We start from the raw sequence: 16,911 nt of genomic DNA, 5'->3' as shown, positions 1-16,911 counted from the left end.
AAAGGCTATGCGCGGAATCCTGGGGCCGACCGGTTCCGTCAACGCCGGATATAACGACACAACAACAGGAAAAGGTTCCACCCATGTTCAAGAAAACTCTAATAAGTCTTGCCGTGGCTTCTTCCCTTGGGTTGACGGGCTGTTTCAGTGGCTCTAACAGTGGGGGTAATGATAATCCCAAGCCGCAGTATTCTGCTGATTCACTGGGAAAAACCTACCCCATCTTTAACCCTGCGAAGGGCCAGTTGCCTCTGCCCAACGATTTGATTTTTGACTCCACGCAGAAAGACGGAACCTTTGGTGTTGATGACACTACTCCGCCGGTTACCACAGCGCTCAATGAGCTGTCCGGTGCTTCTACCATTGCCCCTGCTGTAATTCAGACCAGCGGGCAGCTTGATGCGTCAACCGTTATTGCCGGAAAAACAGTTCACCTCATTGAATTGGCTTACGCCAGCGGCGACCCGGTACGGGCGCTGTCTGCTGGAGAGCCACCAACTCTCGAACTCGCAATCAGCGGCCCCCAGAACATGCCGAAGATTCGCGCAGACGTTGAATCTCTCGACGGCAATTCGGCCATTCGAATCCTGCCGCTCGAACCCCTGAACCCGCAGAAGCGCTACGTGGTTCTTGTCACGACAGGGGTCAAGGACATCAATGGCGATTCGATCATTCAGGATCCGCTGTATACGAACATCACCGGCGAGGGAACAGAGGATGATCCCGGCAAAGGGCTCGTCAACGGGGCTCTTCTGCCTGTCAGAACTCTCGTTAACAACCTTTGGGAGCCAATCGCTACCAACTACATCAAGGCGCTGGGTGGCTCGCTGAATGAAAGCGAGATAGCTCTGACCTACAGCTTCACAACGTCAAATGATGCGAAAGTACTGCAATACATTGCTGAGCCAGCGGCCTGGTTCGCGGATCAGATCACTACGTTCGTACGCACCAGTGCGGTGACGGCCGCTCGTCAAGGGGGCGCCTCCGCGTACGCGGATCTTGCAGCCGCTGCGGACGCTGCCGTCGCACAGTTCCCACAATCGCTTCCCGAGAATCCGGCCTCGCCTCTGAACGCCGTATTCGCGCCCACTGGGCCCTGCCCGATCGCAGGCGCCGGGGATCTGGGCTCAGGAGCCATCGACTGCCTGGCAACCTCCCTCGCATCGCAGTTCCGGGAGGAACTCCCAACACCGTTGCCTGGTGTTAACCGTAACGTATTCGATGGCGCCGGCTTTACGGATGCGATCACCATCGACAACGGCACCATTCAGCCTGTTGGCCTGGTATCAGCAGTTGCTGGAAGCATTCCCGGAGCTTCCGGTGTGCTGGCCGTTCAGGGCAGCATCTCGCTCCCCTACTATCTGGGCAATACTCCCGCGGGCATCGCAGGCGGCAACGCAGTGAACTGGGTTGCAGACCAACCTCTGGCCGAATCTCTGAATACCACCTTCTCGGCGCTTGGCCTGAGCCTGCCGCAGGCCGATGCTTCCGTATCGACAGCGGTCAACTACATCTTCCCATTCCCGCTGGAACAGAGCACTCAGGAAGTCCCGATGCTCGTTCTCTACCCGAACAGCGGCAACGAACGCGGTGTGGTCATGTACCAGCACGGCATCACCACGGATCGTAGCGCAGCCCTGACCTTTGGCACGGCGTTGGCGGCTCAGGGTTACGTTGTAGTCGCTATCGACCAGCCACTGCATGGCATCACGCCATTCTCCGAGGAGGCTCAGCTTGAGCTGGCAGGTGACCTGCTGGCAGCCGGCGGAGCTCCGGAAGCGGCAATTCCCGTATATGCCCCGGTCGTTGTAGCGGGCGATACTACACGTCTCGTTAACGAGCTGGGCTTGTCTGCAGCAACCGCTCAGTCGCTCGTCAACACCGTAGCGAATGCTGGCAGTACCATCCCCGGCCTCGCGCCGGATACGTTTGAACGCCATTACGGCCTGTACGCCACCCCCGCAGGCACACCGGCGCCAATGGTTTTCGATCCAGCTAACGCCGCCGGTACCGATGGCTCCGGCAGCTTCTTCATCAACCTCCAGAATTTCCTGGCTGGCAGGGACAATATCCGTCAGAGCGTTGTTGACCAGTTGAACCTTCGCGCCACCCTGGCCGGCAGTCCGGCGGCAGGTCGTGCAGGCATGACGCTTCAGAAACCGGCGGCAGCGGGCGGAGATGACGGCACGCTGACCATCGACATCAACGATCCGGTCTACTTTGTTGGCCACTCGCTCGGCACCATCACCGGTATGCCGTTCCTGGCTGCCGCCAACGAGGATCAGATCGCGGATACCATCTTCACCGCACCTGACGGCAGCAGCTCATTGCCATCAGCGTTCAACAATATCCAGTCTGCCAGCCTGCTGACGCCGGGCGGTGGCGTGGTTCGACTGCTGGAGAACTCACCGTCGTTCGCGCCTCGCATTCTGTTTGGCCTGCAGCAAGCTGCTGGACTGGAACAAGGCGACGCCAATCTCGAGACGTTCTTTAATATTTTCCAGGCTGCGATCGACTCAGCAGATCCCGTGAACTTCACCGCCTCCCTTGCAGCGGGTGGAACGCCTATCCTGCTGTCAGAGGTTGCTGGAGATACCGTTATCCCGAATGCTGCTGACCAGGAACAGTGGGGTATTGACGCACTGTCCGGTACATTCGGACCAGAAGTTACAGGTCTGCCTGTACCAGTCACCGTGAACAGCTTCAGTGCACCACTGGCCGGCACAAAACCACTGACCATTGGACTCGGCGATGATCTGTTGACGACTTATCAGGCAGGTGATCATGGAACCCCGGTATCGGCTAATAATGATGCCGTATTTGGCGGGATGGTCTGCGAGACACTGGTGACCTTCGGTGTTACTTTGGCGGAACTGCCCGCATTCTGCACCGCGCCCTGATAAACCCAGGCAGGCAGAATGACAAAGGGCTCCCTCAACGGGAGCCCTTTTTTGTCTGTGCCTCTAGCTGAAAACGGAACCAATCTGCTTCTGCAGATTTCCATCCCCTCGATCCCTTTCAACAACCATCCCCCTGGCCTTCAACTGCGGATGCTCTGCCGCCTCCTCAATCGTCAATACCGGCTCTACACAGGCATCCACATCGGCAAACACCTCCCGCCACTCAGCCAGTGAACGCTCCGCGATCTTCTGTTTGATAGCGGCTTTCAGCTCCTGCTGATGTTCGGGCTTCTGACTCAGGGCATAGCTTTTCAGTTCACCCAACTCAAGGGTGTCACACAGGCGCGAAGAGAACTGCGGCTCCAGGCTCCCGACAGACAACCAGCGGCCATCTCTGGTCTGGTAATAGTCGTAGAAGGTGCCACCATTGAGCATGCCGCTTTCGGGCTTCTGAGGCTGTCCGCCTGCCAGGGCAGCAGCACCCGCCATGGCATTCAGGGCGAAGGCGGCATCGGTCATGCTGATGTCGATAAAGGCGCCCTCTCCGGTTTCCTGGCGTTTGATGACCGCAGCGAGGATGCCCATCACAGCGTGATGGGAGCCTCCGGCCACGTCGGCAATCTGAATGCCCATGGGTGGTGGACCGCTGTCGGCACGACCGCAGTGGCTGGCAACACCGGAAATAGCAAGATAGTTGATATCGTGGCCTGCCCTGTCCTTATAGGGACCGGTTTGGCCATAGCCAGTAATGGCACAGTAAATCAGCTTGGGATTGATGGCTTTGAGTACCTCATAGCCTATCCCGAGGCGGTCCATGACGCCCGGGCGAAATTGCTCCACCACGATGTCGTAGTCCTGAACCAGCTGCTTGACCCTTTCAACACTCTCGGGCTGCTTCAGGTTCAGTTGCAAGGTTCGCTTGCCGCGACCGAGGTAGGAAAAAGTCGTGCTGAATTTACCATCAAAAGGTGGCATTACCTTGGCCAGATCCACGCGATCCGGAGCTTCAATTCTGAGCACTTCCGCGCCCATATCGGCGAGCATCATGGTGGCGTAGGGTCCGGGCAGCAAGGTACTGAAATCCAGAATTTTCAGGTTGGCGAGCGGGGCTGCCATAAAGCATCTCCTTGTTTTTGATCGGCGGCAATGACTCTGGCTCATGCTGACGGGTTTTGCAGCCCGGGCCAACTACCGGTTCCTTCATTCCTATTGACCGTTTCTTCCATCCGTTGGCAAATCATGGGCTTGCAATGTTGAGCCGGGTACTTATGATGAAGTTCGTTCTTTCTTCTGGCTGCCTCTATGTCAACACTGACAGTCTCACGACATTTTGTTGAAGCTTCCCTGTCAGGCGCCGAACGCCTGGGCCTGGACAGCCGTGCTTTGCTCCAGGAGGCCGGGATCTCACCAGATCTTCTTCGCATTGAAATGGCAAGGGTGAGCAGTGATCAGTTCAGCAAGCTGATGCAGGTAATCTGGCAGCGCACTGGCGATGAATTTATGGGCATGGGGCCACGCCGTGCCCGCTCCGGAACGTTCGCCACCATGTGTGCGTTGGTGGTCGGTTGCCAGACGCTGGAAGAGGTATATCAACAGGCCTTCCGGTTCTCTCGGCTGTTCGAACCGATGGTGTCCATGGAGCTTGAAATCTTCGGTGACCGCGCGCGCCTGGTCACGCGAATTGAAGGCAGCATCCACGACCCGGACTATTTTCTGCGCGAGAGCATTCTGGTGATCTGGCACCGGCTGGGCAGCTGGCTCATTGGCCAGCCCGTGGAACTGGAGAAAGCTGAGTTCGATTACCCGAGGCCAGACCACGGGGACGAATACCGGCACATTTTTCATTGTCCGCTGGCGTTCGAGTCCGACTGTACGGCATTGACCTTCAGCAAACGTTTCCTCTCCGCCCCGGTGATTCGGGACAAGCCGGAAATGCGACAGTTCCTGAAAACGTCCCCGGCAGATCTGCTGTCAAGACCGGATGAGAGCAACACCTGGACCGGTCGCATTCGGGGCCTTATTGGCCGTGATTTCTCCAAACCCATGCCGGATTTCGACTGGATAGCGCAAGAGCTGCACACCAGCCCGCAGACCCTCAGGCGCCGCCTGAAGCAGGAGAACACGTCGTTTCAGGAGATCAAGGATCTATTGCGGCGGGATATGGCCATCTACTATCTGGCCCATCCGGAGATGCCCATCAACGATATTGCCGAACGGGTAGGCTTTACCGAACCATCCACCTTCCATCGGGCCTTCAAGAAGTGGACGGGGGTCACCCCGGGCGCCTGGCGGGAAGGCGAACGGGGCGACCTGGTCTGAACACCCGGCCTTACGAACTTCCCTGCTGCAGGTTCCGGATCAAGCGCCCCAGAGTTCGGGCAATGTCCCGGGCCTGATCGCGATTCTCCGCCAACTGGAAAAGCCGGGAGCCGTCCCGCGGATCATAAACCCAGCAGGCTCCGACCACCGGTTCACAATCCCAACGCAACTGAGGATTCACACCGAATACCGACAGAGACAGGGTTCTGCGAACGGTGGTGCCATCGGGATTGCGCTCGATGTCCTGAATACTGATATTGCCATCATCCAGAGCCACCTGGTACTGGCGATCTGCTGGCCTGTCCAGGCGCACCACCGTTTTGTCACGCCGCCAGCCAGCGGTCTCAAGCAGAGTATTCAGATGGATGACCAGAGCCTCCCTGTCCGAGCCTGCCAGATACAGCTGGCGCAGCGTCTTCATATCCTGTTCATTCGCCGGCTCAATCACGGCCACGGGCTCGTTGGCATTGGCCTGCCCTTCCGCCAGAGCGCGAACACTGGCACGGCTGGCCTTCTCTATGTCGGTAATCAGCTTCAGGCTTTGCTGGTAATGCGTGCCCTCTGCCCCGGCCCGGGTAATGTATTGCTCCAGTGCTGAACGTGCCTCATTCAGATGATTGGCCTGCAACATGGCCCGGCCGCGATAGTAGTAATACTCGGCGGGCTTCTCTCCCTCCATGGCCTGAAGGCGGTTCAGGTACTCCCCTGCCTCACTCCAGTTCTCTGCTGCAACGGCTTCTTCGGTCGCCAGCATCAAGCGGCGAATCTCGTGTTCCGGAGCCAATGCTTGGGCGAACCCCGCCTGCAGGGCAAGAACAGAAGACAACACCAGGCCCGCAAATGCCTTGTGACCAGGCAAACGCCTTTTTTTCATGGATGACAACATACCGCTACTCCTGTTGGTCCTCTGCACGGGCTTCCCCGGCGTCCGTAGGCTCCCTGTCGATGGCGGGCGTATCTCCCGGCTCATCGGCGTCTTCAGAATCGACCTCGGCCTGATCCACGATCGACTTGGGCAACTCTTTTTTAACCCTGACCCCCAGCTCCACAAACCGATTGGCCTGGGAAATCAGATTCCCACGGCCCCGGGTCAGGGTATTCATGGCATTATCGTAGGTGCCCTGGGCCGTGTGTAACTGGCTTCCCAGCTTTTCCATAGCCTCGACAAACACCCGCAGCTTGTCGTAGACCGCGCCGGCGCGATCGGCAATGCGGCGGGCATTCTGGCTCTGGCGTTCATAACGCCAGATATTCTCAATGGTTCTCAGTGTCGCCAGCAGGGTGGTAGGCGTCACCACAATAATCTTCCGCTCAAATGCTTCTGCGAAGAGATTCTCGTCCTGCTGGAATGCTGCCACAAATGCCGGCTCAATGGGCATGAACAGCAGCACGAAATCGGGAGAATGCAGCCCGTTAAGCTGACTGTAATCTTTCTCGCTCAATGCACGGATGTGATTGCGAACCGCCTCAACATGCTGCTTCAGCGCCGCAGCGCGTTCTTCCTCCTGATCTGCGGTCACCCACTGCTGATAGGCCACCAACGATACTTTGGAATCAATCACCAGATTTCGCTGGTCCGGCAAATGCACGATGACATCGGGCCTCAACAACTGATTATCTTCGTCCCGGTAACTCCCCTGGGTTTCGTACTCGACCCCTTTGCGCAGGCCCGACCGTTCCAGCACCCGCTCCAGGATCAACTCACCCCAGTTGCCCTGAATTTTCTTGTCACCTTTGAGAGCGCGGGTCAGATTGGCGGCTTCTTCGGTAATTTGCCGGTTCAGCTCCTGCAACGATTTTATTTCGCTGCGAAGCGCCTGACGATCCCGGGTTTCCGTGGTGTAGACATCCTCAACCCGTTTGCGGAAATCCTGCAGCTGGTCGCGGAAGGGGTTAAGCAAGGAGTCCAGGCTGGTTTTGGATTGCTGGCTGAAGCGCTCACTTTTCTGCTCGAAAATCCGGTTCGCCAGGTTCTCGAATTCCTGTTTCAGTGCATCTCGATTCTTTTCCAGCAACTCCAGTTTTTCCGAGGCACTACGGCGCTCCTTATCCAGAGTGACCTGCTGCTCGCGTAGCTCGACCTTCAACTGGCCCAGCTCTTCCGAGAGCGTTTCAACCCGCTGCTGGTATTGACCGCTCTCACTTGCCAGTTGCGCCACCCGATCCTGTTTGGCTGTCAACTCCGAGGCCAGAGCCGCCAATCGGTTTTCCAGGGCAGCAGACTGTTGTCGCCAGTGTTCGATGCTCTGCTCCAGCTGTCCGGAGCGGGCTTTCTGCTCCTCGAGTGCGGTCTGCAGATGTTCAACTTCCTGTTCATGCAACGCCTGCACCTGCTCGCTATCTCTCAGTTGCCTGTCCCGAGCGTCCAGTTCCTCGCGCAAGGCAGACTCGGTGGCTCTATCCTGACGCCGACGCCACAGCAGCCAGATCATGCCCGCCAGACACAAGGCGGCACTCGCCACCAGAGCAAGGAACCAACCTGCCAGCCATTCCGGACGTTCAGCCATGGTGAGGGTAAGCGCATCTAGCACCAGCATGTTCTCCTTGGTGTTCGTTGGTCAGATCAGGGCATGGCCCCGGGATCAAAGCCTGACAGTCTACCGCAATGCTTACCCTTTTTTCTTGTTGGCGGAACGGTGCCACCAGGCCGGCCTCGACTGTTTGGCATTTATCAACATTGCGTCAATCCACCTATGGACGCAGGGCGTAAATTGCTCTACAACGGTTAAAAAGCACCCAACCGGAGTGCTAAAGCCGTAAACGGAAAGCTGACTGGCAGGTCGGAGCATGTTCAAGGAATTGTGGAGAAAATTCGGGTCCGATTTCCTGCAGGCTGCCTGTGTGGACGACGAACAGACATTGTCTTCGGAAAATCAACGCTCGGCGGACAAGCATGTGCGGGTTTTGCCTCACATCACCCATACCGGCGAGTTTCACCTTGAACGACTGACCCAGTTGCTGAAAAGCCGTTATGGAAAGAACTTCACGGTGCCGACCGACACCACCTCCAGCGACCGGGCGCTCAAAGAAGTCATCTCCTTCGCCGCGCGCATTCAGGACCAGGATATTCAGCGGGAGCTGCTACTTTTCTACCTGAATTGTTCCCCGGTCATTCAGGAGTACCTCAGATCCGAGACGCCGCTGGGCCAAGGGCCTTTTCTGGGCCGATAAAGGTGCGCCTTAACCATCTGTAAAGTCACCACACAGGTACGTTGTAGTATACTCTCCCGCCTGATTGACAACACATCCAATGGCTGAGGCATCCAGTGCCACTAATTCTCACGGCCGGTTCAGGGGATATTCATGGGGTCCAGTGTTTCGCAAACCCGCTCATTGTTCGCAGTTGCCTTAACAGGGCTGGCAGTCGCACTTTCTGGTTGCGCTTCCGATCGTTATTTCATGGTACCGAAAGAGAATATTGAAGAGGTGCGAGCCTCGGTCCAAAGCCAGCGTGCGACCCTTGTTACCATGGAGCAGAATGCCGGTGTAAGGCACGAAAAGCTCCTGCAGCAGAATCAGGATTCTACCCAGACCATTCTTCAAGCCATTGCCACTCAGGTTGAAAAGCCATCGTGCCCACCACCAAAGGCGGCACCTACCTGCCCCGCTTCCCGCGAAGATAAAGGCCGGGCGGATCGCCTCAAAGGCAAAGTCGTTGTCGGTGAGGTCGAAAAGTTTTTCCTGGCTGGCCCCGACCATGTCTATACCGCCCGAATCGACAGTGGCGCGGAAACCTCTTCCATACACGCCCGTAACGTTCAGCGTTTTGAACGGGATGGCAGCAACTGGGTGCGCTTTGAAGTGCCCGTTCCTGGTACTGAGGATGCCGAGTGGGTAGCCATGGAGAAAGAAATCTCCAGGCGCGTGAAAATTATCCAGTCCAGTGCCGATGAGTCAGAGCGACGGGTGGTGGTGGAGCTTCAGTTTGCCATTGGCGACCACCAGCAGGTGGCTGAGTTTACCCTGGCAGACCGGACAAATCTGACTTACGAAGTCCTGATTGGCCGCAACGTATTGCGAGACGTCATGTTGATCGATGTCGGCAAGGAATTCGCAACAGAGCTGCCCGAATCCTACCTTGAACAAGCGGCAAACGGAGAGGAAGAATGACGGTACGCTCCCGGGTCCCGTTTTACGTGTTTGTCTTCCTGTTGATTGCGGCAGGGATAGCGATCGCCACCTGGCGCCATCTGGAACTGGGTATTCCGTGGATGACCGGTGAACAACGTCCGGTCTGGATGATTGAGGCGCGAGTCGATTTTGAGGGCCAGAACAGCCCGGCTGAAGTGAGCCTGCACATCCCGGAGCAACCGCCCGGCTTCCGTATCCTGACGGAGCAGGCCGCCTCGCCCGGCTACGGCTTCTCAATTCTGGATAGCAACAGCGGGCGCAGGGCCCAGTGGACAAAACGAGACGTCGCCGGTCCTCAGACTCTCTATTTCAAGGCACAGTTTGTACCGGATGAAGATGCGATTCATGCTCCGCCAGTGCGTAAACCCCGGGCATTGACGGTTTTCTGGGAGGAGCCCCAGGCCACCGCCGTAAGAGAGCTCCTGACCCAGGCTTCCGAGCGATCCAGTTCCCCGGAGAGCATGACCCGCGAGCTAATCCGCCTGATGCAGCCAGACAACCGCACCCAGAACACAACACTGCTGGTATCCGACGACAACTATCTGCAACTGCTGGTGAAGATGCTGAACCACGCTGGCATCGCTGCGCGCACAGCAGATGCCCTGAAGCTTGAGGATGCCCGCCGTCGCCAACAACTGGTGCCGTTTTTACAGATATACAATGGCAAGCGCTGGCTTACCTTCGACCCGCGCACCGCAGAACAAGGTGTACCGGAAAACCTGTTGCTCTGGAGACAGGGGGCAGATTCCCTCCTCGACGTGGTGGGTGGCGACGACTCCCAGGTAAGCTTTTCCATGCTGCGGCAGACCGTGCCGGCGCTGCAACTGGCAACGCTGGAGTCCAACGCCAATGGGCTGAGTGTGCTCGGTTTCTACCAGCTACCCATCGAAGAACAGAGCATGTTCCGAATGCTGCTGTTGCTCCCCATCGGCGCCCTCATTGTCGCCTTCATGCGGATTGTCATTGGCATCCGGACATCGGGCACCTTCATGCCGGTCCTGATTGCCGTGGCCTTTGTACAGACCACCCTGGTGCCGGGGCTGATCGCATTTCTGTCCGTTGTAGCAATTGGCCTGCTGTTGCGCGGCTATCTTTCCAGCCTGAACCTGCTGCTGGTATCACGCATATCGGCGTTGATCATTCTGGTGATCTTCATCACCGCAGGGCTCAGCATCATTGGCTACCAGATGGGCTTTAACACCGGCATGACCGTCACCTTCTTCCCCATGGTGATCATCGCCTGGACCATCGAACGTATGTCCATTCTCTGGGAAGAGGAAGGCGCCCGCGAAGTGCTGGTGCAGGGGTCAGGCAGTCTGTTTGTGGCCATCTGCGCCTACCTGGCCATGAGTACACCGCTGGCTGGCCACCTCACCTTCAACTTCCCGGAGTTACATCTGGTTATTCTCGGGCTGATCCTGCTGATGGGTCAGTACACCGGCTACAAGCTCAGCGAGCTCAAGCGGTTTACCCCGATGAAGGCCTACGACTGATATGGACTGGATCTCTCCACGCAGGCTGAAAAATCTCGGGATGCTGAACATGAACCGGCGCAATGTAGATTACATTGCCCGGTACAATGATCGCACCTCCTACCCGCTGGTGGACAACAAGCTGAAAACCAAGCTGGCGGTCAGCGAATACGGTGTAAAAACCCCCAAGCTGCTGCAGGTGGTTCGCCAACAACACGAAATCTCTCATTTTCGCGAAATGGCAGAGGATCTGGCCGGTTTCGCCATCAAACCAGCAAAAGGCTCTGGCGGCAAGGGCATTACCGTGATTACCGGGCGAGATGGCGACGACTTTATCAAGGCCTCCAGCGCCCGCATTTCCGTCGCGATGCTGGAGCGTCACCTCACCAACATTCTGGCTGGCTTGTATTCCCTTGCCGGTACCCCGGATGTTGCCATTGTTGAAAACCTGGTTCAGTCCTCCCCGGCACTCGCCAAGTACTCCTTCCAGGGCGTACCCGACATCCGGATCGTGGTGTTTCAGGGATATCCCGTCATGGCTATGCTCCGGCTGGCAACCACCGCGTCCGACGGTAAAGCCAACCTGCACCAGGGGGCTGTTGGCGTCGGGCTGGATATCGGCTCTGGCCAGAGCCTGAACGCAGTTCAGTTCAATCGGCCGATTACCCTGCACCCGGACACCGGACTGGCTCTGGAGAATATCCGGATTGAAGACTGGGAAAACATGCTGGAAATGGCAGCCCGATGCTATGAGGCCACCGGCCTGGGATATATGGGGGTAGACCTGGTGGTGGACGCCAACGAAGGCCCACTGCTGCTCGAACTGAACGCCCGACCCGGTCTGGCCATTCAGATGGCCAACGGCTGCGGCCTGCTGCCCAGGCTCAACGCGATCGAGAGCCTCAAGCGCCCACATTTCAGCCCCAGAGAGCGAGCGCTGTTTGCCATGGAAAGCTTTGCCCGGCGCTGACAATCAGTGTTTGGGCATAAAAAAACCGGAGCTGGTGTAGCTCCGGTTTTTTGTTCAGACCCGCTGATCAGGAGGTCAGCTCACCCCTTTGCAGGAGCAACTTCCTCTCATGGGTGAGGCCTTTCAACAAGCCCCAGGTCATCAGCAGAAGTATTGCCGTGAAGGGCAACCCGGCACTGATGGCCACGGCCTGGATCGCGCCCAGAGCGTCTTCGCCACCGCCGAAGATCAACGCCGCCGCAATGGCACCTTCCATAACCACCCAGAATACACGCTGAGCCGTCGGGGCATCGGTTTTGCCGCCAGCGGTGATGCTGTCGATCACCAGCGAGCCGGAATCCGACGAGGTTACGAAAAACACCAGCACCAGGATAATACCGACGAACGAGACAATGCCGGTCCAGGGCAGCTGCTCAAACATCTGGAAGGTCGCCAGAGAAACCTCGGTCAGCCCTTTGTCTGCGAGCACACCAACGCCTTGCTGGATCTGTTCCAGTGCCGTGCCACCGAAACCACTCATCCATACGGTGGTGATCAAGGTCGGGATAATCAGAACCGCAGTGACGAACTCACGTACTGTCCGGCCTTTTGAAACCCGCGCGATAAACATACCTACGAACGGTGACCAGGAAATCCACCAGGCCCAGTAGAATACAGTCCAGCCCTGGAACCACGCCTCGTCTTCACGACCAAACGGATTACTCAGCGGCACAATGTTGGCCACGTAGGTGGAAGAGGTTACCCAGATGGTCTCCAGAATGGTCATGGTCGGACCGGCGAAGATCACGAAGAACAACACGATGCCCGCAGTCGCCATGTTGATGTTACTGAGCACCTTCACGCCGCCGTCCAGGCCACGCAGCACGGAAATGAGCGCCAAGGCCGTAACGCCAACAATGATAGCCATCTGCACATTGGTGCCAGAACCTACCTGAAACAGGTAATCCAGGCCGGAGGCAGCCTGCTGGGCACCAAAGCCAAGTGACGTGGCCAGACCAAAGATAGTGGCCACAACCGCGAGGACATCAATGATGTGCCCCGGCCAGCCCCACACCTTGTCTTTCAGCAGTGGGAAAAACGCGGAACGGATGGTCAGTGGCATGTTCTTGTTAAACGCAAAGAACGCCAGAGACAGAGCCACAATGGCGTAGATTGCCCAGGGGTGCAGCCCCCAGTGATAAAGGGTCGCCCCCATCGCCAGATCACGCGCTTCGGGAGAGTTGGCAGCCACATTGAACGGGGTTTCGTACCAGCCTGTGTAGTAGGCCACCGGCTCGGCCACGGCCCAGAACATCAGGCCGATCCCCATCCCGGCTGCGAACAGCATGGCAAACCATGACATGGTTGAGAATTCAGACGTTGCATCCTGTCCGCCCAGCCGGATCTTGCCTACCGGCATGAAGATCAGCGCAAGGCTGACAACCACGAAAATGTTGGCGCTGAGCAGGAAGAACCAGTCAAAACTGGCAATAATGTCCCACTTGGCCCCATCAAGAGTCTCCTTCGCCGCTACCGGAAACATCAATGTTCCGATAACAAACAGAACCACAATGATGGCCGCTACCGGGAAAACCCAGTTATGAAGATCCAGGCCGAACGGATTGATATTATCCTGGCCTGCGACGTAATCCGTCTGATATTCGTCTTTCACTACCTCGCCCACGTTGGCGCCTCCTGGTCTGGTGTGATCACTGAATATGCTGAGTGAATGGATAACGCAATGAACAATCATTCATACGTTACAAGCCGGTCATTTTATTACTTTGAACTCAAAACATCAAAAGCAAGAAAAATGCCTTTTTTATCTACATCAGCATAGTCCAGATTTTGCAGAGGCAAAAATTGTTCCCTGAAACAGGTCTACTACCCGGACAAGTGACGTAGTTATACTGCAAGGTTTCGCCGACACCCGCCCGACAGCACCCAGAGGTATTCATGGAAAAAACCACCACCTTCCCTTTGCGCTATTCCGCTTATGTCCTCAGCATCGCCGGGCTGCTGGTGTCGTTACCGGTAACGCTTTGGCTAGGAGCAGGCTATCTGTTTCCGGTGATTTTTGGTGCGCTCACAGCCCTCGGCACCTGGGATTTACTGCAGCGAAAGCATACTGTTAGCCGAAACTATCCCATCATGGCCAACTTCCGGTATCTGTTTGAGTCGATCGGCCCGGAGATCAGGCAGTACTTTATCCAGTCCGATACGGAGGAGCGGCCCTTCTCCCGGGAACAGCGCACTATTATCTACCAGCGGGCGAAGAACGTGCTCGACAAGCGACCATTCGGCTCACAGTTAGGCATGTACGACGAGGGCTATGAATGGATGAACCACTCGCTCACCCCAACCCGACTCGACAGCAGTAACTTCCGGATTCTGATCGGCAAAAACTGCGAGAAACCTTACAGTGCAAGCGTTTTCAATATCTCCGCCATGAGCTTTGGCTCACTTTCCGCCAACGCCATTCTGAGCCTGAATACCGGCGCAAAAAAAGGAGGCTTCTACCACGACACAGGGGAAGGATCGATCTCCCGCTACCACCGGGAACCCGGCGGAGATCTGGTCTGGGAAATCGGATCCGGCTATTTCGGTTGCCGGCATCCCGACGGCTCCTTCAATGCCGAGATGTTCGAAAGGAATGCCACCCTGGACCAGGTCAAAATGATAGAGGTCAAACTATCTCAAGGGGCAAAACCAGGCCACGGTGGCATTTTGCCTGGTGCAAAAGTGACCCCCGAAATTGCTGAAGCCCGAGGCGTTCAGGTTGGCGAAGATTGCATTTCACCCGCCAGCCATTCCGCCTTTTCCACCCCCATTGAACTGTTGGAATTCCTCGAACAGCTGCGAAGCCTCTCCGGCGGCAAGCCGGTCGGCTTCAAGCTCGCCATCGGCCACCCCTGGGAATGGTTCGCCATCGTTAAGGCCATGCTGAAGACAGGCAAAAAGCCCGATTTCATCGTGGTTGATGGCGGCGAAGGCGGCACCGGTGCGGCGCCACTGGAGTTCATCAATCGCCTTGGCATGCCGATGACAGAGGCTCTGCTTCTGGTTCATAACACACTGGTGGGCACTCACCTGCGCGAAGACATCGCCATTGGCGCCGCAGGCAAAATTACGTCCGCGTTCAATATTGCCCGCACCCTTGCTCTGGGAGCGGACTGGTGTAATTCCGCCAGGGGCTACATGTTTTCCCTGGGCTGCATCCAGGCATTGAATTGTCATACCGGCCGCTGTCCCAGCGGGGTCGCAACACAGGATCCGCGTCGTGGCAATAAACTGGACGTGCCCTTGAAAAGCGAGCGGGTATTCAACTTCCACAAGAACACTCTGGATGCCCTGCAGAATCTGCTTGAGGCCTCGGGTCTCCGGCATCCCTCTGAGCTTGGCCCTGAGCACATCGTTCGCCGCATCTCCAAAACCGAAGTGCATAGCTATCTGGACCTGTTTCCGTTCCTCGAACCGGGAGCACTACTGGAAGGCAAAACCGGCCTTCGGGTGTTCGATAAGTACTGGGAAAGCGCCCAACCGGATACCTTCGAGCCGCCGGAATTCATCCTGGCGCTGCGGGAAACCAAGTTACGTTGATTTCGAGAGAAATTCGCCAGCCCGGTGTTTATTTTTAGCTTGGGCTGGTGTAGACTTCGCTCCCGCTAAGCCACTGAGATAAACCTTGTTTCTCGGCGGTTTGCAGTTTACGGGGCGTAGCGCAGCTTGGTAGCGCACTTGCATGGGGTGCAAGGGGTCGTAGGTTCAAATCCTACCGTCCCGACCAGAATTCCCTCGAAAGGCAGACACTTACAAAGCGTCTGCCTTTTTTCGTTTTGGGCCAACCAAAATACAACCAATAGAAAACCAAAACCCCCTACTCTGCAGCAACCTCTACCCATCGAATTTCATCGTGTCCCGAGTCATAGTTGCTGGTCATTTTTGCGCTGGCATGGCCAGCCAGTTGTTGCGGATCTACTCCCTTGTCCCGATAGTTCTTGATGCCCAGCGCCCGGATCTCGTGGAACGTTGGCAGCTCATTTTCCGGTACGCCATCGAACAAGCCGGATTCGTCCCGAGCTTCAGCGAATGCCCTGGTAATCATCTGAGGGCGAACCTGTGTCCAGTGATCCATGCCCTCCCGATCTTTCACTTTACGCTCAGGCCTGCGATGCACCAGGTACGGGCTGGCCAGATCGTCACGGCACCGCCGGATAATCTTCTTCAGCTTCGGACCAATGCTGATAGACAGGTAGCCGGTGTCGTACTTCTCCGTTTTTTCCTGCACCACGTACAGCTTTCCGTCACGGATATTATCGAACTTCATCCGCGACACATCACCCCGGCGTTGCAGCGTGATCAATGCTAGGTCCATGGCATTTTGCGCCCACGCAGGGCACAGCGCGTGAATGGCGTCATACTGTGCCTGGGTGAGCCGCCGGCGGGCTTTCTTTTCTCTGCGCTTCAGCGTGGCCTCGGCAGGGTTATCTGATCGAAGCCCTCGGCTCACTGCCACCCGAAACAGGCCAACAGCCACCTGCCGAATCTGGTTCGCTGACCGCGGCGAATACTTTTCCAGTAGCTCGGCGATGTCCTGCACGCTCACATCCTCGACCGCCACATCACCCATGGCAGCTTCCAGCTTGCGAGCCTGGACCCGGTACATTTCCAGAGTGCTCGGCTTGTATTCCCGCTCCGGGGCGACGTTTTCAAAGAACCATTTGATGTGCTGGCTGATCGTCACATTGCCCAGCACCTTCGCCACCAGGTCATTCTCTGGCATCAGGTGCGCGTTCAGTTCCTTGGCAGCCGCGATGGCCTGGGCCTTATTGGAACCCATACCGTGGAACTTTCCGGTAACCGGATGACGATACTGGTATGACCTGCCACCGTTGTTCGGATACAGATTCGGTGGCAAAGCTCTATTCTTCGGTCTGCGTGGCCGTGGGCTCATGCTGCCAGCACCCTATTCACCAGCGGGTTATTCGATACCTTGAGTCTGTCCAGATCCACATAGTAGATGGTTCCGATCCGCTGACCTGGCAGCTCGCCTTCGTCTATGCACTTTTTGAGCGTCTTCATGTCCGGCTCGCTCCCCTTTTCAAAGTACCGGGTCCGGAATTGTGTTGCTTTCATGAGT

Annotated in this window: 13 protein-coding genes, 1 tRNA gene and 1 pseudogene; 8 read left to right on the top strand and 7 right to left on the bottom strand. The window is 56.9% G+C overall.

All coding sequences use genetic code 11. The annotated features are described in order from the left end of the window. The first annotated feature begins 83 nt into the window (after window positions 1–83). Window positions 84–2,900 (top strand): hypothetical protein, encoded by a 2,817-nt coding sequence (locus tag OZ656_RS06410; RefSeq protein WP_014421004.1) that lies wholly within the window; start codon window positions 84–86, stop codon window positions 2,898–2,900. A 63-nt stretch (window positions 2,901–2,963) separates the two neighbouring features. Here OZ656_RS06410 and OZ656_RS06405 read toward each other — a convergent pair whose 3' ends face one another. After that, window positions 2,964–4,016, bottom strand: a complete 1,053-nt coding sequence (locus OZ656_RS06405) for a CaiB/BaiF CoA-transferase family protein (RefSeq protein WP_278349925.1) — start codon at window positions 4,014–4,016, stop codon at window positions 2,964–2,966. Window positions 4,017–4,202: 186 nt separating this feature from the next. Between OZ656_RS06405 and OZ656_RS06400 the strand changes: the two genes are divergently transcribed. Further along, on the top strand, window positions 4,203–5,219 hold the full coding sequence (locus OZ656_RS06400; protein ID WP_022991660.1) for an AraC family transcriptional regulator: 1,017 nt from the start codon (window positions 4,203–4,205) through the stop codon (window positions 5,217–5,219). A gap of 10 nt (window positions 5,220–5,229) precedes the next feature. Here the strand turns inward: OZ656_RS06400 and OZ656_RS06395 are convergent, their stop codons facing one another. After that, on the bottom strand, window positions 5,230–6,105 hold the full coding sequence (locus tag OZ656_RS06395; RefSeq protein WP_278349924.1) for a hypothetical protein: 876 nt from the start codon (window positions 6,103–6,105) through the stop codon (window positions 5,230–5,232). Window positions 6,106–6,109: 4 nt separating this feature from the next. Beyond that, window positions 6,110–7,756, bottom strand: a complete 1,647-nt coding sequence (gene rmuC, locus OZ656_RS06390; protein ID WP_278349923.1) for a DNA recombination protein RmuC — start codon at window positions 7,754–7,756, stop codon at window positions 6,110–6,112. A 250-nt stretch (window positions 7,757–8,006) separates the two neighbouring features. On the opposite strand from rmuC, the gene OZ656_RS06385 reads away from it, so the two are divergent. The 4 genes from OZ656_RS06385 to OZ656_RS06370 all read left to right on the top strand — a co-directional run bounded on the left by OZ656_RS06385 (window position 8,007) and on the right by OZ656_RS06370 (window position 11,792). After that, window positions 8,007–8,390, top strand: coding sequence for a hypothetical protein (locus OZ656_RS06385; protein ID WP_278349922.1), 384 nt, complete (start codon window positions 8,007–8,009; stop codon window positions 8,388–8,390). A 132-nt stretch (window positions 8,391–8,522) separates the two neighbouring features. Next, on the top strand, window positions 8,523–9,329 hold the full coding sequence (locus OZ656_RS06380; RefSeq protein ID WP_022991663.1) for a RimK/LysX family protein: 807 nt from the start codon (window positions 8,523–8,525) through the stop codon (window positions 9,327–9,329). Beyond that, complete coding sequence (locus tag OZ656_RS06375; RefSeq protein WP_011785517.1) at window positions 9,326–10,843, top strand: inactive transglutaminase family protein; 1,518 nt, start codon at window positions 9,326–9,328, stop codon at window positions 10,841–10,843. Before OZ656_RS06380 ends, OZ656_RS06375 begins: the two co-directional genes overlap by 4 nt. A gap of 1 nt (window position 10,844) precedes the next feature. Further along, window positions 10,845–11,792, top strand: a complete 948-nt coding sequence (locus tag OZ656_RS06370) for an alpha-L-glutamate ligase-like protein (protein WP_014420996.1) — start codon at window positions 10,845–10,847, stop codon at window positions 11,790–11,792. A 67-nt stretch (window positions 11,793–11,859) separates the two neighbouring features. Here OZ656_RS06370 and OZ656_RS06365 read toward each other — a convergent pair whose 3' ends face one another. After that, a complete protein-coding gene (locus OZ656_RS06365; protein WP_278349921.1) occupies window positions 11,860–13,455 on the bottom strand; it encodes a BCCT family transporter in 1,596 nt (531 codons plus the stop codon). A 272-nt stretch (window positions 13,456–13,727) separates the two neighbouring features. Here OZ656_RS06365 and OZ656_RS06360 point away from each other — a divergent pair, with 272 nt between their 5' ends. Continuing rightward, window positions 13,728–15,371, top strand: coding sequence for an FMN-binding glutamate synthase family protein (locus OZ656_RS06360; protein WP_278349920.1), 1,644 nt, complete (start codon window positions 13,728–13,730; stop codon window positions 15,369–15,371). Between the two features lie 110 nt (window positions 15,372–15,481). Then, a tRNA-Pro gene (locus tag OZ656_RS06355) sits at window positions 15,482–15,558 on the top strand. A 90-nt stretch (window positions 15,559–15,648) separates the two neighbouring features. On the opposite strand, the gene OZ656_RS06350 is transcribed toward OZ656_RS06355, so the two are convergent. The 3 genes and pseudogenes from OZ656_RS06350 to OZ656_RS06340 all read right to left on the bottom strand — a co-directional run bounded on the left by OZ656_RS06350 (window position 15,649) and on the right by OZ656_RS06340 (window position 16,907). After that, entirely contained in the window at window positions 15,649–16,611 is a 963-nt protein-coding gene (locus tag OZ656_RS06350; protein WP_379945205.1) for a tyrosine-type recombinase/integrase, read from the bottom strand. Next, window positions 16,612–16,725 (bottom strand): annotated as a pseudogene (locus tag OZ656_RS06345) (phage integrase Arm DNA-binding domain-containing protein); the annotation flags it as partial. It lies immediately after the preceding gene. Further along, window positions 16,722–16,907 (bottom strand): hypothetical protein, encoded by a 186-nt coding sequence (locus OZ656_RS06340; protein ID WP_211329850.1) that lies wholly within the window; start codon window positions 16,905–16,907, stop codon window positions 16,722–16,724. The gene OZ656_RS06340 and the pseudogene OZ656_RS06345, both read right to left, overlap by 4 nt. Window positions 16,908–16,911: the final 4 nt, after the last annotated feature.

It is taken from the genome of Marinobacter sp. LM1 (assembly GCF_042763285.1).
In the GTDB taxonomy this organism is placed as follows: Bacteria; Pseudomonadota; Gammaproteobacteria; order Pseudomonadales; family Oleiphilaceae; genus Marinobacter; species Marinobacter nauticus.
The sequence above is the reverse complement of the archived record's forward strand: the minus strand, read 5'-3'. Positions and strand labels throughout refer to the sequence as shown.